The sequence below is a fragment of the Gemmatimonadaceae bacterium genome, assembly GCA_036003045.1.
Classification (GTDB): domain Bacteria; phylum Gemmatimonadota; class Gemmatimonadetes; order Gemmatimonadales; family Gemmatimonadaceae; genus JAQBQB01.
Map to the genome: position 1 here is coordinate 12,757 of DASYSS010000001.1, position 19,445 is coordinate 32,201.

At 66.2% G+C, this 19,445-nt stretch carries 19 protein-coding genes; 5 read left to right on the forward strand and 14 right to left on the reverse strand.

All coding sequences use genetic code 11. The features are described from left to right. The first annotated feature begins 283 nt into the window (after window positions 1-283). Window positions 284-460, forward strand: coding sequence for a hypothetical protein (locus VGQ44_00075; GenBank protein ID HEV8445181.1), 177 nt, complete (start codon window positions 284-286; stop codon window positions 458-460). Window positions 461-483: 23 nt separating this feature from the next. On the opposite strand, the gene VGQ44_00080 is transcribed toward VGQ44_00075, so the two are convergent. The 12 genes from VGQ44_00080 to VGQ44_00135 form a co-directional block, all read right to left on the reverse strand. Further along, on the reverse strand, window positions 484-891 hold the full coding sequence (locus tag VGQ44_00080; GenBank protein HEV8445182.1) for a hypothetical protein: 408 nt from the start codon (window positions 889-891) through the stop codon (window positions 484-486). 44 nt (window positions 892-935) lie between these two features. Continuing rightward, on the reverse strand, window positions 936-1,913 hold the full coding sequence (locus tag VGQ44_00085; protein ID HEV8445183.1) for a GNAT family N-acetyltransferase: 978 nt from the start codon (window positions 1,911-1,913) through the stop codon (window positions 936-938). Beyond that, on the reverse strand, window positions 1,913-4,363 hold the full coding sequence (locus VGQ44_00090; protein HEV8445184.1) for an SMC family ATPase: 2,451 nt from the start codon (window positions 4,361-4,363) through the stop codon (window positions 1,913-1,915). Before VGQ44_00090 ends, VGQ44_00085 begins: the two co-directional genes overlap by 1 nt. A gap of 1 nt (window position 4,364) precedes the next feature. Next, the gene (locus VGQ44_00095; protein ID HEV8445185.1) at window positions 4,365-5,555 is read right to left on the reverse strand and encodes a DNA repair exonuclease; all 1,191 of its coding nucleotides are present in this window, start codon (window positions 5,553-5,555) and stop codon (window positions 4,365-4,367) included. 23 nt (window positions 5,556-5,578) lie between these two features. Then, complete coding sequence (locus VGQ44_00100; protein HEV8445186.1) at window positions 5,579-6,418, reverse strand: hypothetical protein; 840 nt, start codon at window positions 6,416-6,418, stop codon at window positions 5,579-5,581. A gap of 8 nt (window positions 6,419-6,426) precedes the next feature. Further along, a complete protein-coding gene (locus tag VGQ44_00105) occupies window positions 6,427-8,400 on the reverse strand; it encodes a hypothetical protein (protein ID HEV8445187.1) in 1,974 nt (657 codons plus the stop codon). Continuing rightward, window positions 8,397-9,377, reverse strand: a complete 981-nt coding sequence (locus VGQ44_00110; protein HEV8445188.1) for a hypothetical protein — start codon at window positions 9,375-9,377, stop codon at window positions 8,397-8,399. The genes VGQ44_00105 and VGQ44_00110 overlap by 4 nt, the downstream gene beginning before the upstream one ends. An 11-nt stretch (window positions 9,378-9,388) precedes the next feature. After that, window positions 9,389-10,150, reverse strand: coding sequence for a class I SAM-dependent methyltransferase (locus VGQ44_00115; protein HEV8445189.1), 762 nt, complete (start codon window positions 10,148-10,150; stop codon window positions 9,389-9,391). Continuing rightward, complete coding sequence (locus VGQ44_00120) at window positions 10,147-10,776, reverse strand: O-methyltransferase (GenBank protein ID HEV8445190.1); 630 nt, start codon at window positions 10,774-10,776, stop codon at window positions 10,147-10,149. Before VGQ44_00120 ends, VGQ44_00115 begins: the two co-directional genes overlap by 4 nt. Before the next feature lie 20 nt (window positions 10,777-10,796). Next, window positions 10,797-11,075 carry an Lrp/AsnC ligand binding domain-containing protein gene (locus VGQ44_00125; GenBank protein ID HEV8445191.1) on the reverse strand — a complete coding sequence of 93 codons (279 nt, stop codon included), beginning with the start codon at window positions 11,073-11,075 and terminating at the stop codon, window positions 10,797-10,799. Then, the gene (locus VGQ44_00130) at window positions 11,072-11,593 is read right to left on the reverse strand and encodes a hypothetical protein (GenBank protein ID HEV8445192.1); all 522 of its coding nucleotides are present in this window, start codon (window positions 11,591-11,593) and stop codon (window positions 11,072-11,074) included. The genes VGQ44_00125 and VGQ44_00130 overlap by 4 nt, the downstream gene beginning before the upstream one ends. A gap of 136 nt (window positions 11,594-11,729) precedes the next feature. Continuing rightward, complete coding sequence (locus VGQ44_00135; protein ID HEV8445193.1) at window positions 11,730-12,911, reverse strand: pyridoxal phosphate-dependent aminotransferase; 1,182 nt, start codon at window positions 12,909-12,911, stop codon at window positions 11,730-11,732. A 59-nt stretch (window positions 12,912-12,970) separates the two neighbouring features. Between VGQ44_00135 and VGQ44_00140 the strand changes: the two genes are divergently transcribed. Both VGQ44_00140 and VGQ44_00145 read left to right on the forward strand, forming a co-directional pair. Then, window positions 12,971-14,623, forward strand: a complete 1,653-nt coding sequence (locus tag VGQ44_00140) for a DbpA RNA binding domain-containing protein (GenBank protein ID HEV8445194.1) — start codon at window positions 12,971-12,973, stop codon at window positions 14,621-14,623. Then, window positions 14,620-15,240 carry a thymidine kinase gene (locus VGQ44_00145; GenBank protein ID HEV8445195.1) on the forward strand — a complete coding sequence of 207 codons (621 nt, stop codon included), beginning with the start codon at window positions 14,620-14,622 and terminating at the stop codon, window positions 15,238-15,240. Before VGQ44_00140 ends, VGQ44_00145 begins: the two co-directional genes overlap by 4 nt. Window positions 15,241-15,316: 76 nt before the next feature. On the opposite strand, the gene folE is transcribed toward VGQ44_00145, so the two are convergent. Next, window positions 15,317-15,964 (reverse strand): GTP cyclohydrolase I FolE, encoded by a 648-nt coding sequence (gene folE, locus VGQ44_00150; GenBank protein ID HEV8445196.1) that lies wholly within the window; start codon window positions 15,962-15,964, stop codon window positions 15,317-15,319. Window positions 15,965-16,063: 99 nt separating this feature from the next. Between folE and coaE the strand changes: the two genes are divergently transcribed. Further along, on the forward strand, window positions 16,064-16,687 hold the full coding sequence (gene coaE / locus VGQ44_00155; protein ID HEV8445197.1) for a dephospho-CoA kinase: 624 nt from the start codon (window positions 16,064-16,066) through the stop codon (window positions 16,685-16,687). 177 nt (window positions 16,688-16,864) lie between these two features. Beyond that, window positions 16,865-17,254, forward strand: a complete 390-nt coding sequence (gene gcvH, locus VGQ44_00160) for a glycine cleavage system protein GcvH (GenBank protein HEV8445198.1) — start codon at window positions 16,865-16,867, stop codon at window positions 17,252-17,254. A 168-nt stretch (window positions 17,255-17,422) separates the two neighbouring features. On the opposite strand, the gene gcvP is transcribed toward gcvH, so the two are convergent. Beyond that, a partial coding sequence (gene gcvP, locus VGQ44_00165; protein HEV8445199.1) for an aminomethyl-transferring glycine dehydrogenase occupies window positions 17,423-19,445 on the reverse strand: 2,023 nt, incomplete at its 5' end.

Sequence of the window (19,445 nt, forward strand, 5' to 3'; positions counted from 1 at the left end):
CTCGCGCTCGGCCGAAAAGAACGAGCCCCGCGGGATCACCGCGGGGCTCGAGAGAATTCGGTCCGGAGAGGGTTTTGTGAAGCCCAGTCGAATTATGAGGTCCTCACCACCAACCTTCCGCCTTCCCCCGCACTGGGGGCGTGACGTCGGTAGTAGATTTTCGAACCCACTCGAAGGACTTGTTGGCTCAAAAACGGAGTTCTCCGTCCCGAATGTTTCCTTCGTGCTTTGCGAGAAGCAATTTACAGGCGAGCACAGACCCGGTCAAACCTGAGGCCACGTGATGGATCTCGGAATTCTCGGCGGCATTGCGCTGCTCGTCGTGTGGGGCATCGCGTTTTTCGCGTTCGAACCACCCGGCTGGGTACACCTCCTGCTATCAGTCGGCGTCTTCGTGATCATCGCGCGCATCGTCGTTCGCGGGACGCCCGGAAAGGCGCCTCCGCCGCCGCCGAAATAGGACGAGCAGAGCCGTCAGTCGTCTCAGGGCGGCTCGTGCACGCTCACGGTGCTCTGGCGCAGCACCGGCGCGACCGTGAAGTCGATCACTTGTCCGAGTCCGATGCTCAGCTGGCCGCTGTTCGCGGATCCGCGCCCCCCGATCGGGATGGCCTGCAACGCGATCGACTGGCCGACGGTGATTCCCCATTCGACCTTGAAGTCGCCGGATCCATTGCCGGTTACCGTGCCGAGACGGCGGCTCACGCCGTTGACGATCATGAAGACGTTCACGTCGAGGAAGTTCTCGTTGCGAACGTGGACTTGGATCGGCTCGGCCTTCTCCGGCGGTTGATCGTCCTCCGTCTCCGGGTGTCGCACGCACGCGGTCGCGAGCGCAAGCAGCATCAATGCCAGAGCGGTCGCGCGAGATCGAAAGTGAAGTGATGTCATGTGTCGTCCGGGTGGGTCGGAGACGAAGACGCGGAAAGGGCGAATCAGATTTCCCAGTTGGACAAGACGAGCCCGTGCTCCGGGCGTCGCTCTTCATACGCACTCAAGGACATTCGTAGGTCCGTCCATCGCACGTTCGCGCCCATCGCGATGACACGGCGGTAGGCGGCCGCGAATTCGCCCTGCACGCGCAGCGAGACGCGGCGCGTTCCGCTGCGTCGCGCGAGATCGCCCACCGCGCGCAGCATGTCCTCGAACCGCGACTCGTCCTCGAGCGCCAGCTTCAGCACGCGCAGCTCCTCGCGCGCGCGACCTTCGACGAGCGGGGCCGTGTGCGCCAACGCAAAGCCCACGACACGGTCGCCGTCGTACAGCAAGACGGTATCCCCGACCGACAGATCGCTCGTGAGCGTGATCTCCCGCGAATAGTCGTATCCCGGAAGCAAGCGCTGTACGAGCGCGCGGCACTGGCCGAGCGCGTCATCGCGCGCGCGAGGAGACAGCCGGCCGAACAGAAGCATCCCGCCGGCGTCGATCGCGTTCTGCGCTTCGAGCGTCATCGTGATCGTCAGCCGGCCGGGGAGAAATCCGAGCCGCGAATAGAACCCGATGTTGTCCATCGTGCGCGGCATCGTCTCCAACCCGATGACCGATGACCCCTGCGCCTTGAGCCACTCGACGCCCCGCTGCACGATCTCCTTCCCCATCCCGTTCCCCTGGTACTCGGTCCGCACGGCGAGCGGACCCATCCATCCTTCCGCGCCGGAACGGTGCACCATGTTGAAGGCGGCGATGTGATCGCGGTCGTCTCGCCAGATCATCGCGCCTTCGGCCGCGTCCTCGAGCGCGTAGCGCCAGATCGACGGGTTGAGAAACGGCACCCGCACCCCGACCATGCCGTCACGGCGATAACGCTCCGTGAACGATTCGCTGAAGACCTGGTTCAGCTCGCCGATGTCGTCCGCCGTCGCGCGGGTCGGACCGTCGAACACCTGCGGACGAAACGCTCGCGACGTCGCCATCAGTCCGCGGCCCCCGCATGAAGCGCCAGCTGTGGGTCGTCGCTGCGCGCCGCCTCCGCATCCACGCGCGACATCCCCGCTTCGTCGTCGTAGCTCACGGTGATCACGCGGTCCACCGGCGCCTCGCGCACCGACTCGATGTGCGTGATGAGGATGATCTGCTCGAACCGATCGTGCAGGCGCTGCAGCAGGCCGACGACGTTCTGCCGGCGCGACTCGTCGAGCGAGCCGAACACTTCGTCGAGCACGAGAAGCGAAAAAGCCTGACCGGCGCGTTCGGCGATCATCTCTGAAATTGCTAGGCGGAGTACGAGATTGGCGAGATCCTCTTCGCCCCCGGAAATGACTGGCTTCGGGATCCCATCCTCCAGAAGGACGATCTGGTAGTCGTCATCTAACTCGAACTCGGTATATCGGCCATCCGTCAACTCCCGAATGTACCGGCTGGCCAGATCCGAGATCTCGGGGCGCATCGCAACGTTTAGCTCGGTCCGGAGGTCTGAAAAAGCGCGGTCCAGTTCTTCGTGCAGCTTGCGATCCCGGCCGAGCACGACCAGGCGCTCCTCCGCGCGCGCCAGCTCGGCCCTCGATTGCTCGGCCGACGCCAACGCGACCTTCGCGGCGGCGAGCTCCGTTTCGGCGCCCACCGCGGCCAGCTCGGCCGAGCGAAGCTCGGCCTCAGCCGCGTCGAACCGTCCGCGGAGAGCGTTGAAGCCGTCTTCCGAGAAGGCCAGCGCCTTCTTCTGACGATCGATCTCGGCCCTGCGTCGCTGGATGTCGTCCAGCTTGGACCGCACGGCCGTACGCTCTTCGACCAGGAGCGGCTCACGTTCGAGCTGTGCCGCCAGCTTCGTCGCGCGCACCGCTAGCGGCATCAATCGCTCGACCGCCGTGCGGACCTCGCCGTGACGCGCCGCATCGTAGCTCACCGCCAACGCCGCGAGCTCGCGCGAGACGGTGGAGTGTCGCTCTTCCTTGGCGATGAGATCGACGTGGATGGTGGACAGGCTACGCAAACCCGACTGAATCTCGGCGACGCGCCGTTCGAGCTTGGCTGACGTATCCATCAGCTCGCGGCGCCGTTCGCCGAGCGCGGTGATCTCGGGCGGTGTGGCCGCCAGTTGCTCGATGCGCGCGCGGAAATATTTCCCGTCGACGGTGATCGTCTCGATCTGGTTGTCGAGCACGTCGAGCACCGAACGGAAATGCGTGCCGAGCGGCCGAGCGCAGATCGGACAGATCCCGCCCTCGCCGAGCTCCACGATCTGATCGCGTTGCGCGCGGACGTCTTTCAGCTGCTCGATGAGCGCGTGGCGCTTCGTCTCCGCTTCCTGCTTGTCGCGCACCCAGTCGGTCTGCGCGGCCTCCAGCGCCCGCTGAGTCTCGTCGAGCGATTCGCGCGACTGCTTGAGCGACGTCGCGACTTCGGTCTCGACTGCGGGGGTGAATTCAATCTTGGATGCCCGCTCGCGCAGCTGCGCGATTTCCTTGGCAAGCGTCGCTTCGTTTTCCGTGAGCGTTCGCTTGCGCCCGGCTTCGGCGGCGCTGCGATCGAGCTCCTTGAGCTCGGCCTCGAGCGACGGCAGCGGCGCGAGCTCACGTCTCACGCCATCCAGTTCGGCGCGCCCCGTGGCCGCCTCGCCCAGCTCGCGATCGATCCGGGAGATTTCCCGCGCCACCGACGTCAGTTCGCCATCCGAGACGCGCGATTCAGCGGTCAGGGTCTGCGACCGCTCGCGATCGCGCTGCATCGATTCCCAGCGCGGCGCAATCTCCTCCACCGTCTTCCGAGCGGTCGTTCGCCGAAGGCCGAATTCATTCGCCTTGCTGGTGCTCTCGGCGATGCGAGCCTTCGCGTCGGCGAGGGCGCCCTGAACGATATCGGCGTCCGGCATGCCCGCGCGAAGACCCGTCGCCTCGGCGACGAGCATCTTGCGCCGCTCGCGGGCGAGATCCTGTGCCGCGCGCAACCGCTCGTAGCCGAGGACGCGCGAGAGAAATTGGCCGCGTTCGGTCGGGCCCATCGCCGCCATCACGGCCAGCTCTTTCTGTCCCGTGAAGTAGGTGTGGAAGAACTCGTCGCGGTTCATCCCCAGCCGTCGCGCCAGCACGTCCGTCACCCCGGAGATCGACGTCGCGATCGGCGAGGATGCGCCGTCGAGATACAACTCGGCGTTGGTCAGCCCGCGCGAAACGAGATATCGATGCGCGCCGAGCTCGAACTCGAGGTCGACTTTGACGACGGCGCGCGGTCCCGCGCGATACGAACGAATCGACTCTCGCTTGCCACGCGCGGCCGGCGCGCCGTACAGCGCCCACGCCATCGCTTCGAGAATCGTCGACTTGCCCGACCCGTTCGGCCCGATGATTCCGGTGATGCCCGTCGAGAAGTCGATGTGCGTGTCGACGTGCTGCCGGAAGTTCGTGAGGCGCAGGCTGTTCAGTCGCATCTCACGCCTCGATCGCCGCCGGCGGCGTCGAAACGACGGCCGCGACTTGCGCTTCGTCCAGATACGCGATCGCCCGCTCGATCAGCGTGTCGCGGTCGACGTCGGCGTCGATCACTCGAGCGGCCAGCTTCTCGCGGACGATTTCGTTGAGCGACGGCCGCCGCATCGGCGCCCCGGACGACGTCACGCGATTCAGCTCCGGGCGCCGGAGATCGAGCTGGAAGCTCAACGCGCGTCGCTTGTAGTCGCGAATCGTCTTGTGGTCCAGCTCGCGCGCGATGTGCCGCGGAATGTCCCACACCGTGAGACGCACGATCTTGTCGTCGATGCCGTCGACGCACGCGTCGACGATGGCGCGGATTCGGTGGTCGATGTCCGCCGCGACGAGATTGCGCGCGTCGATCGACGGCAGCTCGATGAGGGGACGCGACGGCGGCAGCGGATGAAACGTCTGCGTCCGCTCGACGAGGTCGTATTCGATGAAACCCTTTCCCTTCGGGCCGTCGGCTTCTTCGCGCTTTTCACCCCACGTATCGACGCTCGTGTAGTCGATCGAGCCGCTGAAAAAAGCGTTGGGCTTGAGCTCGCGGTACACGTGGTAGTGTCCGAGCGCGACGTAGTCCCAGGCAGGCGCATTCAGCTCGGAGGGCGACACTTCGACCGGCGGACGGTCCCACGCCACGTTGTCCGCGAGGCCTTCGATCCCGCAGTGCATCGCCAGCACGTTGTACCGCGCGTCCGAATCGATCGTGAACGACGGCTTCACCAAGCCCGGCACGTCCGGCACGGCCAACACCGAGAGGTCGAGGTGCGGAAACGAGAGCCGCCGCGGCTGACGGTCGACGACGTCGATGCCGTTCAGCTGCGCGAAGAGCTGGAGGATCCCGCCCGTCTCGCTCGTGCGCGGAGTATCGTGATTCCCCGCCACGAGCACGATCGCCGATTCCGGCAGCGCGGTGACCAGCCGGCTGAACTGCAAGAACGCGTGGACGATCGCCTGATTCGAGGGACGGACGTTGTGGAAGACGTCGCCGGCCACCACGACGAGCTCCGGCCGCAACTCGATGATCCGGTCCACCACCACCCGGAACGTCGTGGCGACGTCGGCTTCGCGTTGGTTGACCCCGGTCGGCGTCAGACGCTGATACTGCCGGTAGCCGAGGTGCAGGTCGGAGAGGTGAACCAGGCGCATGCGGCGGGAGGCGTTGAACGAATCTAACGCTCTCGACGCTCCGCCGTACGCATGTGTTGGATGATTCGCATCTGCATCCGCAGCGCCGACGCCGCGGGAGGATTCGTCACGGAGGTCATGACGAGGATGTTGAACCAGGACTCGCTCAACCAACCGCGCTTTCGGTCGAGAATCATTGACCCGCTCACCGATCCCTTTTCGAGAACGGCTTGAGAGGCGGCGCCCGGCCCGCTGGCCGGCTGCATCTCGCCGCGCATCGACACGTACGCCAGATCTCCGGCGTGGGTCACCGAATCGAGGCGAAGCGTGACGTGCAGCATCCCGGACAGCTGCGCGCCGAACTCCGTGCCCGAAGGCAGCGGCATTTCGCGCATCCAGGTATCGCCGACCCTGATCGGCCCCTTCGGGAAGGTCGCGGGCACGAGCGCCACCAGGTGCGCGACTTCGCGCGGCGTCCCGGCCGCCGGTTCCAGCGCCAGCAACCCTTCCGGGGTCACACGGAACCGGACCCGCTGGCCTTTCAGCCTCGCTTCTATCTGATGGGCAGCGACGATCCCGCGCTGGTCCGTGCTCCAGAGCCTCACCGAATCGGTGACGGCGAGAACGGCCGTTTCTTCATTCGCTTCGCCCTCGACAATGGCGCGGGAGAACATCGCCATCGTCGTGACGAGACTCGCGGGACCGACGCCCGTTCGCAGGACGGCAGCGCCCGTGTAGTCCGTTTCCTGGTCGAGACGCATACGGAGCGTGTCGCCGGCGCGCGGCCGGATCTGAAGCAGTAGCTCCTGCGCGAACGCACCGTGAGCCGATGCGACAGCGAAGAGCCCGACACTTGCGCCGATGCGGACCGGCCGCGGGAACATTCGAGCGCTCAGAACCCGTAGGGGTCGTCGGCCGGTGCGGATCGGATCGCGGCCGCAGGCTGTCGTTCCGCGGGCTGCGCCGCGACAACCGGCTTGAGCTGCGACACGAAGAACTTCTTCACGTCGGCCGGCCGCTCGCGCAGCGTCGCGTTTCGCGCTCGAATCACTTCTTCGTCGTCGCGGATGCCGATCGCGTCGCGCACCCAGTTCAGCGTGACGGACGGATCGAGCGAGCGCAGACTACGGAGCACGGCGGCATCGAGGTCGATGTCCACCGACTGCGGATACTTCTCGATTCCGTCGCGCCCCCGCATGATGGCGGGCCGCGGAAATCGAACGAAGATCGGCTGCGTGAAATGCGGATGCCGCACCATCAGCTGCCCCTTTTCCAGCGTCGCGAGCTTGGTCTTCACGGCCTGGCTCAGGACGGCGTAACCCGGAGTCGCCAACTCGTCGGCGTCCATGCGGCCAAAGAGCGCCGTGCCGGAATTGCCGACGACCCGCCGGTGAACCTGCGAACGAAATTGCTGCGCTCCGAAGAGCACGAGGCCCAGATACCGGCCGCGTTCCGCGAGGTCGAGCAGCATCTTTCGTACATAGGTGTCCTGTCCATCGTTCGGCGCGTATTTGTTCAGCTCGTCGACGAACACGATCACATGGTTCACGCCGAGGTCGCGCTTCTCGAGATGCTCGCGGAGGCGAGTGACGACGCGCGCGAAGATCAGATCCTGCGCATCCTCCTCGAGGGAGGCGACGTCGATCACGTACACCGTGCGGTCCTGAAAGCTCCCGAAAGGCAGGTCGCTCACCGTTCCAGCGTCGGTCACCAGGCCGGCACAACGCGTCGAAATATTGGACAGGCGGTTCCGGACCTTGCGGATGGTGGCCACGTGGTGCGTCCGCCAGCCCTCGTTCCCTTTGTTTTCCATCGCCGACAGAACGTCGCGGAACCACATCTCGAGGTCGGCGAACGAACGGACGAGGTACCGTTTGTTGCCAAGAAGTGGATCCGAGAAGTCGCGATCCACGATCCGCTCTCGAATGAAGTCGATCAACGCGTCGGCCTTCGCGTCCACGTCGTCTTTGTTGAGCAGAACCTCCGCGTACTGCAGCACCTCGCGAAGTCCCCATGTGAGCGGCGTCACATTGTTCGTCAGCTCGTCGTTGGACCGGAGCGTGTTGAGCGAGAATCCGTCCGACTTGAACGGCGCGAAGTACTGGACGTTCTCGAATGGCGTGGCGGGGACGCCGCACTTTTCGTAGAGAGCCGAATCGCGGTCGTCGATCGTGCCGGGCTGATCCAGAAAGCAGAGGTCCGGCCCTTTGACGTTGAAGCACACCGCCGCGATCGATCCCTTCTGCGCCGGGAAGTGCGTGAAGATCGAGCTCATGATCCATTCGATCGCGCTCGTCTTCGTGGCGAGCCCCGACACACCTGTGATGTTCAGATGCGCCGCTTCGGGCCCGATCAGAAAATCGGCGTCCAGATAGATCGGAGCGTCGGTCCCCCCGGCGTGATAAACGCCGATCGGGATGCCGGTACGCGCGCCGTCGCGCAGATATGCGTCCATGCGCAGCGCGATCGCCACGTCCTCGTCCGCCGCGAGAAACACCTGCCCCATCGGCACGGGCTGAAGCGGCTCCTCGGGCACCTGCCGGAGCACCGCCGCGCTGTAGAGGCGAATCTCGGCGCGGCGCGTAGCCGCGAGCGACGCGGCGGTCGGCGCGCCGTCGTGCCCGAGCACGTCGTGCAGCGGCGTCGCGAGGTCGGTGTAGCTCAGACCCTCGACGACCACCCCATATATCTGCGGAATCGATCCGTTGACCGGCGCGTCGCCCTGTGCGCGAACGATCGTGCCGATACCGACCGGCGAGTCGAGCGCCGTCCAGAAATGGAACTCGTGCGGCGTGTTCGGCTTGCGCTCCGTGGCGACTACGCGGCCGAGCGCGGTGGGGGTAGGAACTGGTTCGTCGATCGTCACATCACGGCTCGGAGAAACTCTTCACAGTCGCGAACTCCGTAGACCATCTTGTCCCACCGCCCGTCGGGGAGCGCCAGCGGCGCCGCCTCGGCGAGGATCCATCGCGAAACTTCGTCGGCGCGCGCGCCGATGTCATCTCGACCGGCCGGGGCCGAGACTTCGACGCGGACGAGACCCCACATCGGGTCGCGCCCGGCACGGTCGCGGAGGCGGAGATACCAGCTCGCCACGGGCGCACGCTTTTCCGGATTGATCGAGAAGACGCTCGTTCGCTGCGCCGCCTCCAGGCCGAGCGTTGCGCGTAGCGCGTCGCCTTGCACGTAGAGCGTGCGGTGGCTCTTCACCACGCCGATCGCGCACGCCGAGCGGGCGATCGGCTGCGCAGCGCTGATGCCGCCGTCGATCAAGAGCGGCCGCGTTTCGACCGCGCACCATTCCTTGGCCAGCGCGTGCTCGAGCGACTCGCGGTCGTTTCGCACGAGGTTCCGGGCGAGCTCTCGAAGCGTCAGCGGATGCTCGATCGCGTCGGGCGTGCCGGCCGTCGTGTCTCGAACGTTCGCGCCACTCGTGTCGAGCGCCCGCCGGTCGGCTTCGTTCAGGTATCGAGCCGGAACGTAGATGCGTTGATCGACACGATGACTCCATGTGAACATGCGACGGTCGCGGCGCTCGCGGATCACTGCGCCGATCGTCCCCGCGACGATTGGCACGCCGCCGGGCCGATACATCTTCACCGTGCTTTCCTGGCGCCCGTCGAGGAATGCGGCGATCGCCACCTCGAGCGTGTCGCCGACGTCGATGGCGCGCAGGTCGCGCCCCTCGATCACGGTCGCTTGGGCGAGCTTGGGCGGGTCGGCCGCTTCGGCGACGAGCTCGAGCGGCGCCTCGCCGTCGATGGCTTCACCGTCTGGGAATAGGGACGCGAGCCAGCGACCGATCGCGTGGTCGGGACGGACGGCCGTTCGCTCGGTACTCATGCTCGTCGCCGTCACGAGCCGACGCGTCCTGCGAGAACGATCACCGGCCAAACGATGCGCCGCGGACCGTCATCACGCCACAGCGCGCCCAGCTCTCCCTCCACGACCACGACCGGATCCACTCCGGTCGCCTTTTTGTATCGGGCGGCCGCCGACATGCTCCTCATGTAGCCGACGATCTGAGGGAGAAGCCAGTCGTTCTCCAGGGCGAACGGCGGCGCGTCGAGGCGCTCGAACGGAAACGGAATCGTGCGGTATTCGGTGTCAACGTACTTCCGCTCCGGCGGCCAATATTCGCCGATGTCCTCGAACATGAATCGGCGCAGCACTTCACCGACCTCTCCCTCCATGCGCGGCGCCGCGTAGGTCCACGCGACGATCGGCACGTCGGGTCCGGCCGCGACCCGTTTGACCTCCGCGTAGAACTCCTCGTGCGCGAACCAGTGCAGCGCCTGCGCGACGGCGACTGCGTCCACCGTGTTCGACCGAATCGCGGTCCGCTCCGCCGCGCACGCGGCCCAACCGACCCTTGGATCTCTCGTTGCGCGCGATAACTGTTCGGCGCTCAGATCCGTCGCGACGACGAAATCGAACCGGCGGGCAATGTCGCCTGTCGCCTGCCCCGAGCCCGCGCCGCAATCCCAGGCGACCCCGCGGCGAGACGCGAGCGACGTGAAGTAGTCGATCAGCGCCGCGGGATACCGTGGACGAAACGCCGAATACGCTGCTGAGACTGAAGAGAAATGGTCGGCGGGGCTGCTCGCGCCGCTCACCGCACGACCGCGACCGCGACGCCGTCGTGGGTCGGCACGATGATCCCAAGGACGCGCGAGTCGCTCGCAAGACGCCTGTTGAACTCGCGCACCGCCTTCGTGCGGTCGTCGCTCTCGTCCTGCTCGTACACGCGGCCGCCCCAGAGCGCATTGTCGGCGATGATCAGGCCGCCGGGGCGCACGAGGCGCAACGCCCAATCGAGGTACGTCGGCAGCGGCTCTTTGTCGGCGTCGAGGAAAATCGCGTCGAACCGCTCGCCGTCGAGGGCCGGAAGTACGTCGAGCGCGCGCCCGATCCTGACCTCGATTCGATCGGTAAGTCCAGCGCGCTCGATGTAGCGTCGCGCGAACTCGGCGTGCTTCGGCTCGATCTCGATCGTGAGCAGACGACTTCCCGGCGGCAGCGCGCGCGCCATGCAGATCGCCGAGTAGCCGCCCAATGTGCCGACTTCGAGAACGCGCCGAGCGCCGATCGAAGTGAGCAGCACTTGCAGCAACCGTCCTTCGTCGGCCGAAATCGCGATCGGGGGAAGGCCCGTGCGATCGGCTTCCTCACGCAGCGCCGAGAGCAACTCGTCTTCGGCGCTGAACAATCCGGCGATGTAGTCTCCAGCTCGGTCTGACATCGTGGCTGCTTGGCTCGATGCTACTCGACGCCGATGTCCCAGGCTTGCTGCAGGTCCTTGCGCGAGTACGCGCGGAACGCAGTGAGCGTCTGCGTCCGCCGAATTCCCGGCACGGTCGGAAAAATCTCGGTGACCACGTGCGCGATCTGCTCGTACTCCGGCACGCGGACGATCGCGACCAGATCCCAGTCGCCCGACACCGAATACACCTCGGTCACACCTTCGACACCGGCGAGCATGTTCGCGGCCGTCGGAATGAGCGTCGGATCCACATGGATCAGCACGATCGTCGTGATCACGGTTCGACGGACTGTGTGGGTGGACAGGGAGGCACGTTGAGAAGCCAGAGTCCCGAAATGCGATTCTTGTCGTCGACGTCGAACAGGAGATCCCGCGCGACGCGCACCGTGCGAGCGCCGCGCGGCGCGCCGAGCCGGAAATGAAAGTTGCGCTGGCCGGCGTCGGCTTCGGCGAACAAATGCGTGTCCACCTCGAGCGACGCGACGTCCGCCTTCGTTTTGCTTACCGGTAGAACGACTTGAACATCCTCGATTTGCGTCGGGAGCGACAGCGAGGCAAGCTGCCGCACGTCCGGCCAGACCGCGACCTCGACGGCCGCGATGCGGCCGGCGGCGACGTCCAGAATCACCCATGAGCCGTCGTTCCCCTCGAGCCCCACAGAACCCGACAACCCGTCGCCCGCGCTCGACGTCCGCGGCGAAAGTTGCGCCGAAAGGATGTCGGTGTCGGGGTCCCAGGTGTATTCGACGTCTGCCGGCGAAGCGTCAGCCGGATGAAGTTGTACGGCAACCTTCACGAACCCTGTCCTCCAGTTGAGCCGAGCGCCAATGTCGCACTGGGCACGTCAACGAGCAGGTCCGATTTCACGCGCCACCGAACATTGCGTTGCGGCGCGCACCCATGGGATAGCCCTGAACGGGCCAGCCCGACGGCTAAGATAAGCCCGCGGCAGCGATTCGACGAACCCCCTCGAAGACGTCCGCGGTCGGGGCCGCAAACGAGACCCGAATCCATTCGGGCGCCCGGAACGCCGAACCGGCGACGACCGCCACATCGTGCGCGTCGAGCAGACGTTCCGCCAGTCGGCTGCCCGGCTCCGGATCGTCCGGCGATGCCTGCCCCGCGCGCACGAACAGATAAAAAGCTCCGTCGGGCTGGAGCACCTCAAAGCCGGCGTTGCGAAGGACGCTCAGCGCCCCGTCGCGACGCCGGCGTAGCTCGCGCATCATCTCGGCGAGGGCCGATTCGTACGCGTTCGTGTCGGAGAGCGCGGAAAGGGCGGCGTGCTGAGAGATGGTCGTCGCGTTCGAAGTCGTGTGCGACTGGAGGGCGGCCATCGATCGAGCGAGCGCCACCGGCGCGACCGACCAGCCGATGCGCCACCCGGGCATCGCCATCGACTTCGCCAGCCCGTCCACCACGACGAGTCGTCCGGACGGAGGTGCGACCGAAAGCAGCGACGTGGCTTCGCCGGTGTAGCAGATTCCGCGGTAGATCTCGTCGCTCAGAAGCCACCAGCCGGCCTGGTCGGCGAACGCGACGATCTCCTCGAGCTCGGCGCGTGAGTAGACCGCGCCCGTGGGATTGCTCGGTGAATTGAGAATGAGGCCGCGCGTTTTCGGCGTGCGCGCCCGCTCGAGCTCGCGCGCCGAAATCTTGAAGCTGCGCTCGCGCGGACCGGTCACCGGCACGGCGGTCGCGCGCGCGATCGTGAGCATTTCGTAATAGCTCGTCCAGCCCGGCGTCGGCACGAGCACTTCGTCGCCGGCCGCGAACAGGGCGAAGCACGCGTTGAACAACGCTTGTTTGGTCCCCGCCGACACGACGACCGCGCTCGGGTCCACCGGCGACCCGCGCCTTTGCGAGGCGTCCTCGGCGATGATTCCGCGCAACGGCTCGATGCCGGCGACCGACGTGTATCGCGTCGCGCCGGCGTCCAGGGCGCGATGCGCCGCCTCGATGACGAACCGGGGCGTCGGAAAGTCCGGTTCGCCCGCCCCGAGATCGATGATCGAGCGCCCCTCGGCGCGAAGCCGCTTGGCGCGCGCCGAGGCCGCGATGGTCGCCGACTCGCGCAGCTGATGAATGTTCGACGAAGGAGTGTAGTTCGTCACCGGTTGCCCCACGCAGCTATTATTACCTCCCCACGTCCCGCCGCCTTCCGTCGAGTCCAATGTCGTCTGTCGACCGCGATCCCGCATCCCACGCCGTCTCGCGCGGCCAGAACGCCGTCATCGTCCTCCCGCACGACTGGGCGTCGATTGCGGAGTTCCTGGCCCCCCTCGTCGAACGCATCGACGCCGACGGTTCGGACCTTCAACTGCTCGTCGCGACGGGTGACGCGGACGCCGCCGCCGCCGTGATCGCCGCGGCCGTTCGCCTGATCGGCGACCGACCGATCCGCGTCCTCGCCGCGACGTCCACCGCGCGCGCATCGCGCCTCGCTCGACTCCGAACGCCGCAGCTCATAGCGGCCACGCCGACTACCCTCGTCGAGCTCATCCGCGCCAGCGCGATCAAGCTCGCCGACCTTCGCGCGATTTGTATCGCCTGGGCCGATGAGGTGGTCGCGCGTGACGAGTCGGCGTCGCTCGAGACTCTGATGGCCGAGGTGCCCAAGACTGCCGCTCGCACCATCGTGGCGTCGATCGTCACCCCCGCGGTGGACGAATTGGTCGAACGATACGCCCGCCGTGCCCGCCGAGAAGCCGCGCAAGTTCCGGCGAGCAACGAGCCCATCGCGCTCGAATACGTACTCGTGTCGCCCGCCGCGCGCTCCACGACGTTGCGCCGGTTGCTCGACGAGCTCGATCCGGAGTCGGCCACAGTCTTCGCGCGCGAAGCTGAAAGCCGGGCCTCCGTCGGCAATCAACTTCGCTCGCTCGGCTACGCCGGAGACGGCGACGTGCGGTGTGCCGTGGCCGCGGCCCCCGGAACGGCGTTGACCGTCCTCTACGACTTGCCAGCCACGCACGAAGAGCTCCGCGAAGCCGTCGCGGGCGCGGCTCGTCGCATCGCGATCATTCAGCCGCGCCAACTTGAGAGCCTGCGGGCGCTGGCCCTCAACGGCGTGCTCAAACCGCATCGACTGCCAGAAACCGCGGCGGCGTCGCGCGCGCGCGACGCGAGCGTGTTGGCGCAGCTTCGCGCGACGCTCGAGGCTGGAACGGTATCGCGCGAGCTGCTTTCGCTGGAGCCGCTGCTCGACGAGTACGACGGCGTCGAGGTGGCGGCGGCAGCCCTCAAGCTCCTCGAGCACGAACGATTGGCCGAGCGCGCGCGAGTCGCGGCGCAGACACGTGCGCCCCAAGGCGAAGGCTCGGCCGTCGCCGCGCGCGCGCCTACGGGTCCGATGGTCAGTCTGTTCGCGAGCGTCGGCGAACGCGACGGGATTCGCCCCGCGGACCTCGTCGGGATGATCACGAGCAAGGCGGGCGTCGCGGGAAGCGACGTCGGACGCATCGACATCCGCGATTCTCACTCGACGATCGAAGTCGCGAGTGAGCTCGCCGACCAGATCATCGATCGAGCGTCCGGAACGATCCTCAAGGGTCGTCGCGCTCTCTTGAAGCGCGACGAACGGCCGGCTCGTCGGGAGGACCGGCCGTTCCGCCGCGAAGGCGCGCCGCGTCGAGAGGGGGGTGGGCCGCGTCGCGAGGGTGCTCCGCGCCGCGACGGAGGAGGACGCGACGAACGGCGTCCGCGTGAAGCGCGCGGCGGTTTCCGCGCCCGTGATCGTGACGACGACCGGCCGCGCCGTGGCCGCGACGACGATGACCGGCCTCGCCGCGGTCCGCGCGGCCCGCGCCCGACGCCGCGCGCGTGATTTCGGACGGATCGTTTTCCAGCGGCCGCGCCGGATGGATCGAAGTGATTTGCGGCGTGATGTTCAGCGGCAAGAGTGAAGAGCTCATTCGGCGCGTGCGCCGGGCGATCATCGCGAAGAAGAAGGTGCAGGTCTTCAAATCGCACCTCGACGAGCGGTATTCCGGCATCTACCAGGTGTCGAGTCACGACGGCCGGACGGTGAACGCCGAGCCTGTGGACACGACGGAACAAATCGCGCGGTCGCTCCTGCCCGACACGCAAGTCGTCGCGATCGACGAAGCGCAATTCCTCGACGCCGGCATCGTCGACCTCGTGACGTCGTTCGCGAATCGCGGGCTGCGCGTCATCGTGGCCGGAACGGACACCGATTTTCGCGGCGAACCGTTCGGCGCGATGCCGCAGTTGCTCACCGTCGCGGAAGTGGTCGACAAGCTCCACGCGATCTGCATGGTGTGCGGGAATCCGGCGAGCCGAAATCAGCGGCTGATCGGCGGCCAACCGGCGCGCTACGACTCGCCGACGATCATGGTCGGAAGCAACGAGTCGTACGAGGCGCGGTGCCGCGCCTGCCATTCCGTCCCGCGCCGGGACGAAGACCAGGGACGCCTGCTCTAGAAAGGTCTCCGGTGACCGGTGACGGTGACCGGTGACCGGTGACCGGTGACCGATGACCGGTGACCGGACACCGCGATCAGCCAATCGCCCGAGGTGCGTGAGCGAGCGTCAAAAACTCCTCGCGCGTGCGCGGGTCGGACCGGAACGACCCACGAATCGCGCTGGTGATCGTCTTCGAGTTCTGCTTCTCCACGCCGCGCATCATCATGCACAGGTGGTAGGCCTCGATCACCACACCGGCGCCCATCGGCTTGAGCACTTCGTCGAGCGCCGACGCTATCTGCTCCGTGAGCCGTTCCTGGACTTGAAGTCGCCGCGCGAAGACCTCGACGAGCCGGGCGACCTTGCTCAACCCGACGATCTTCCCGTTCGGGATGTAGGCGATGTGCGCCCTGCCGTAGAATGGGAGCATGTGGTGCTCGCAGAGGCTATAGAGCTCGATGTCGCGCACCATGATCATGTTGGACGCTCCCTCGGCATCGAATAGGGCGCCGTTCACGACCTGCTGGACATCCATCTCGTAGCCGCGAGTGAGCCACGCGAGGGCGTTGGCCACGCGTTCTGGAGTCCGCCTAAGCCCTTGCCGGTCAGGATCTTCGCCGATCAGTTCCAGCTGGCGGCGCACGAGCCCGACGAACTCGTCGTCCGCGCCTGTCGCGTCGTCGAGATCGGTTGAGTCCGGCTGCTGCCGGGGATTCAATGAGAGATGCGCCCCGTCTTGCATATAGACTCCAAAAAGCAGGTTTTTCGTTGACGGGTTCCCGACCCGTACGTACCTTGGCCCCGGGGCGTAACCACCAAAAAGGCCGCCCGAGGACCTGACATGCTAATTGTTGGCCTCACCGGCAACATCGGCAGCGGTAAGTCGACGGTCGCCCGGATGCTTTCCGAACGCGGCGCCACGATCATCGACGCCGATGTTCTTGCCCGACGTGCCGTCGAACTCGGAACCCCCGCGTACACGAAGATCGTCGCGCGGTGGGGCCGTGCCGTGGTCTCTCCCGACGGACACCTCGACCGCGCCGCTCTGCGTCGAGTCGTGTTCGCGGACCAAAGCCAACTCGAAGAACTTAACGAGATCGTGCATCCCGAGGTCGAGAGCCTCCGCGATCGCCTCGTCGAGCAGGCCCGCGCGCGCGGCGATCGAATCGTCGTCTGCGACATTCCGCTCCTGTTCGAGAAAGGCATGGCCGACCGCTTCGACCGGATTCTCCTCGTCGACGCCCCGCGTCCGATCCGTCTCGAGCGTCTTCTCCAGGACCGCGGCCTGCAAACGACCGAAGCGATGGAGATCATCGCCGCCCAAATGCCGGCTGAGCTCAAACGCGCGCGTGCCGACTACATCATAGAGAATGCCGGGACGCTGACGCAGCTCGAGCGGAGGGTCCAGGATCTGTGGGCCTCGCTGATGCGGGACGCCAGCGGGGTGAGATCGGTGGCGCGATAACGTCGCGGCGGCCAGTTCCGGCCTCTGTTGCGCCACTGTGGGTGCGGCGTTGGGCTAGAAAATCGGACGTCTGATATCGGACCTCTGACGGCCGCCGCGCCGTCAGGTCCGATTGACGCCCTCTCTCATCGCGGATAGACTCCGCGCGCGTCGCCCTCCCCCGATTTGGAGCCCGTCGTGTCCGATATCCCGAAGGACCTGCTCTACACCGAAGACCACGAATACCTGAAGCCCACCGACGACTCCAATGTCGTCGCCATCGGCATCACCGACTACGCCCAGGGTGAGCTTGGCGATGTCGTTTTCATCGAGCTTCCGAAGGTCGGCGCGTCGTTCGCCAAGCACGACGTGTTCGGCACAGTCGAAGCGGTGAAGGCCGTGTCCGAGCTCTATTCGCCGGTTTCCGGCGAGGTCATCGCCGTCAATGACCGCCTCGACAAAGAGCCGGCCCTCGTCAACAGCTCGCCGTACGGCGACGGTTGGATGATCAAGGTCCGGCTCAAAGACCCGAACGAGCGCAAAGCGCTGCTCGACGCGGGCGCCTACTCGGCGCACCTCGGCGGCTAGCGCACTATCGCGCTGTCGAAGAACAAAAACTAGGCAGGAACGCAGATCAGGCGGATCGAAAACCCGGATCGCGCGGATAAACCTTCAGACGGTTTGCAGTCCGCGTCATCCGGATGTTCGTCCGCGAAATCCGTGTTCCTTTTAAGCCTTTTGATGTTGTACCGAGCCTCAATCCTGCAGATAGGCCTCGGTCGGCACGCAGGCACACACGAGATTCCGGTCGCCGTAGGCGCTGTCCACTCGCCCGACTGACGGCCAGAACTTGTATTCGCGCGTCCATGGCGCTGGGAGCGCGGCCTTCTCGCGTCCATACGCGTGGCTCCACGAATCGCTCATCACGCGCGACAACGGGTGCGGCGCGTTCTTGAGCACGTTGTCGTTCCGATCCGCCACTCCCGCCTCGATCTCGCCGATCTCCTCGCGAATCGCGATCAACGCGTCGCAAAAACGGTCGAGCTCCGCCTTCGACTCGCTCTCCGTCGGCTCGATCATCAACGTTCCGGCCACCGGGAAGGAAACGGTCGGCGCGTGGAATCCATAGTCCATCAGCCGTTTGGCGATGTCTTCGACCTCCACACCCGCCGAGGACTTGAACGCACGCGGATCGACGATGCACTCGTGCGCGACCGATCCGTTTTTGCCCTTGTACAGCACCGGATAGTGCGCCTCGAGACGCTTCGCGATGTAGTTCGCGTTGAGGATCGCGACCTTCGTCGCCTCGGTGAGCCCGGTGCCGCCCATCATGTCGATGTACATCATCGAGATCGGCAGGATGCTGGAGCTACCCCACGGAGCCGCCGAAACCGCGCCCGCGCTATGCGACCCGCCGACCTTCACCACCGGATTCCCCGGAAGGAAGTCGACGAGGTGCTTTCCCACGCCGATCGGTCCCATGCCCGGACCGCCGCCGCCGTGCGGAATGCAGAACGTCTTGTGCAGGTTGAGATGGCAGACGTCGGCGCCGATGTCACCGGGGCGCGCCAGACCGACCATCGCGTTCATGTTCGCGCCGTCGAGATACACCTGGCCGCCGTACTTGTGAACGATCGTGCACACGTCGGCGATCGTCTCGTCGAACACACCGTACGTCGACGGATACGTGATCATGAGCGCCGCGAGCGCGTCGGCGTTGGCCTTGGCCTTCTCCTCGAGATCGGCCATATCGACGTCGCCGGCGTCGGTGTTCTTCACCACGACGACCTTCATTCCCGCCATCACGGCGCTCGCCGGATTCGTCCCATGGGCGGACTGCGGGATCAAGCAGACGTTCCGTTTGGAGTCGCCGCGTGATTCGTGGTAGGCGCGAATCACCAGCAGCCCCGCGTACTCGCCCTGCGAGCCGGCGTTCGGCTGCAGCGACACCGCCGCGAAGCCCGTGATCTCGGTCAGCGATCGCTCGAGACGGTCGAACATCTCGCGATAGCCCTTCGTCTGCTCGGCCGGCGCGAACGGGTGAATCTTCCCGAATTCGGGCCAGGTCACCGGATACATCTCGGCCGTCGCATTCAGCTTCATCGTGCACGAGCCGAGCGGAATCATCGACGTCGTGAGCGAAAGGTCCCGGTTCTCGAGACGCTTGAGGTACCGTAGCATCTCGGTCTCCGAGTGGTAGCTATGGAAGACCTGGTGCGTCAGGAAAAGCGTCGTGCGAGTGAAGCGCTCGTCGTAGCGGGCGTCCACTTCGGGGCGCAGGCCTTCGAACGTCGGCGCGGTCCCGTGGCCCGTCGCGAAGACCTGGAGCAGGTCGTCGACGTCCGCCGCCGTCGCCGTCTCGTCGAGCGCGATACACACCCGCGAGTCACCGAGCGCCCGGAGGTTGATTCCCTTCGCCCGCGCCGCCCCGATCACGTCGGTCGCCGGCTGCGAGCCCATCTCGACACAGATCGTGTCGAAGTAGTCGTCGGACGCCAGCGTGTAGCCGAGCGACTCGACGCCCGCGGCGAGCGTCGCCGCCAGCTCGTGGATGCGCGTCGCGATCGCCGTGAGCCGTTCGGGTCCGTGATAAACGGCATACATGCCGGCGATCACGGCGAGCAGCACCTGCGCCGTGCAGATGTTGCTCGTGGCCTTCTCCCGGCGGATGTGCTGCTCGCGCGTCTGGATCGCCAGGCGAAACGCTGGCTTGCCCTGCGAATCGCGCGAGACGCCCACGATTCGGCCCGGCATCTTTCGCGCATGCTCATTCTTAGTG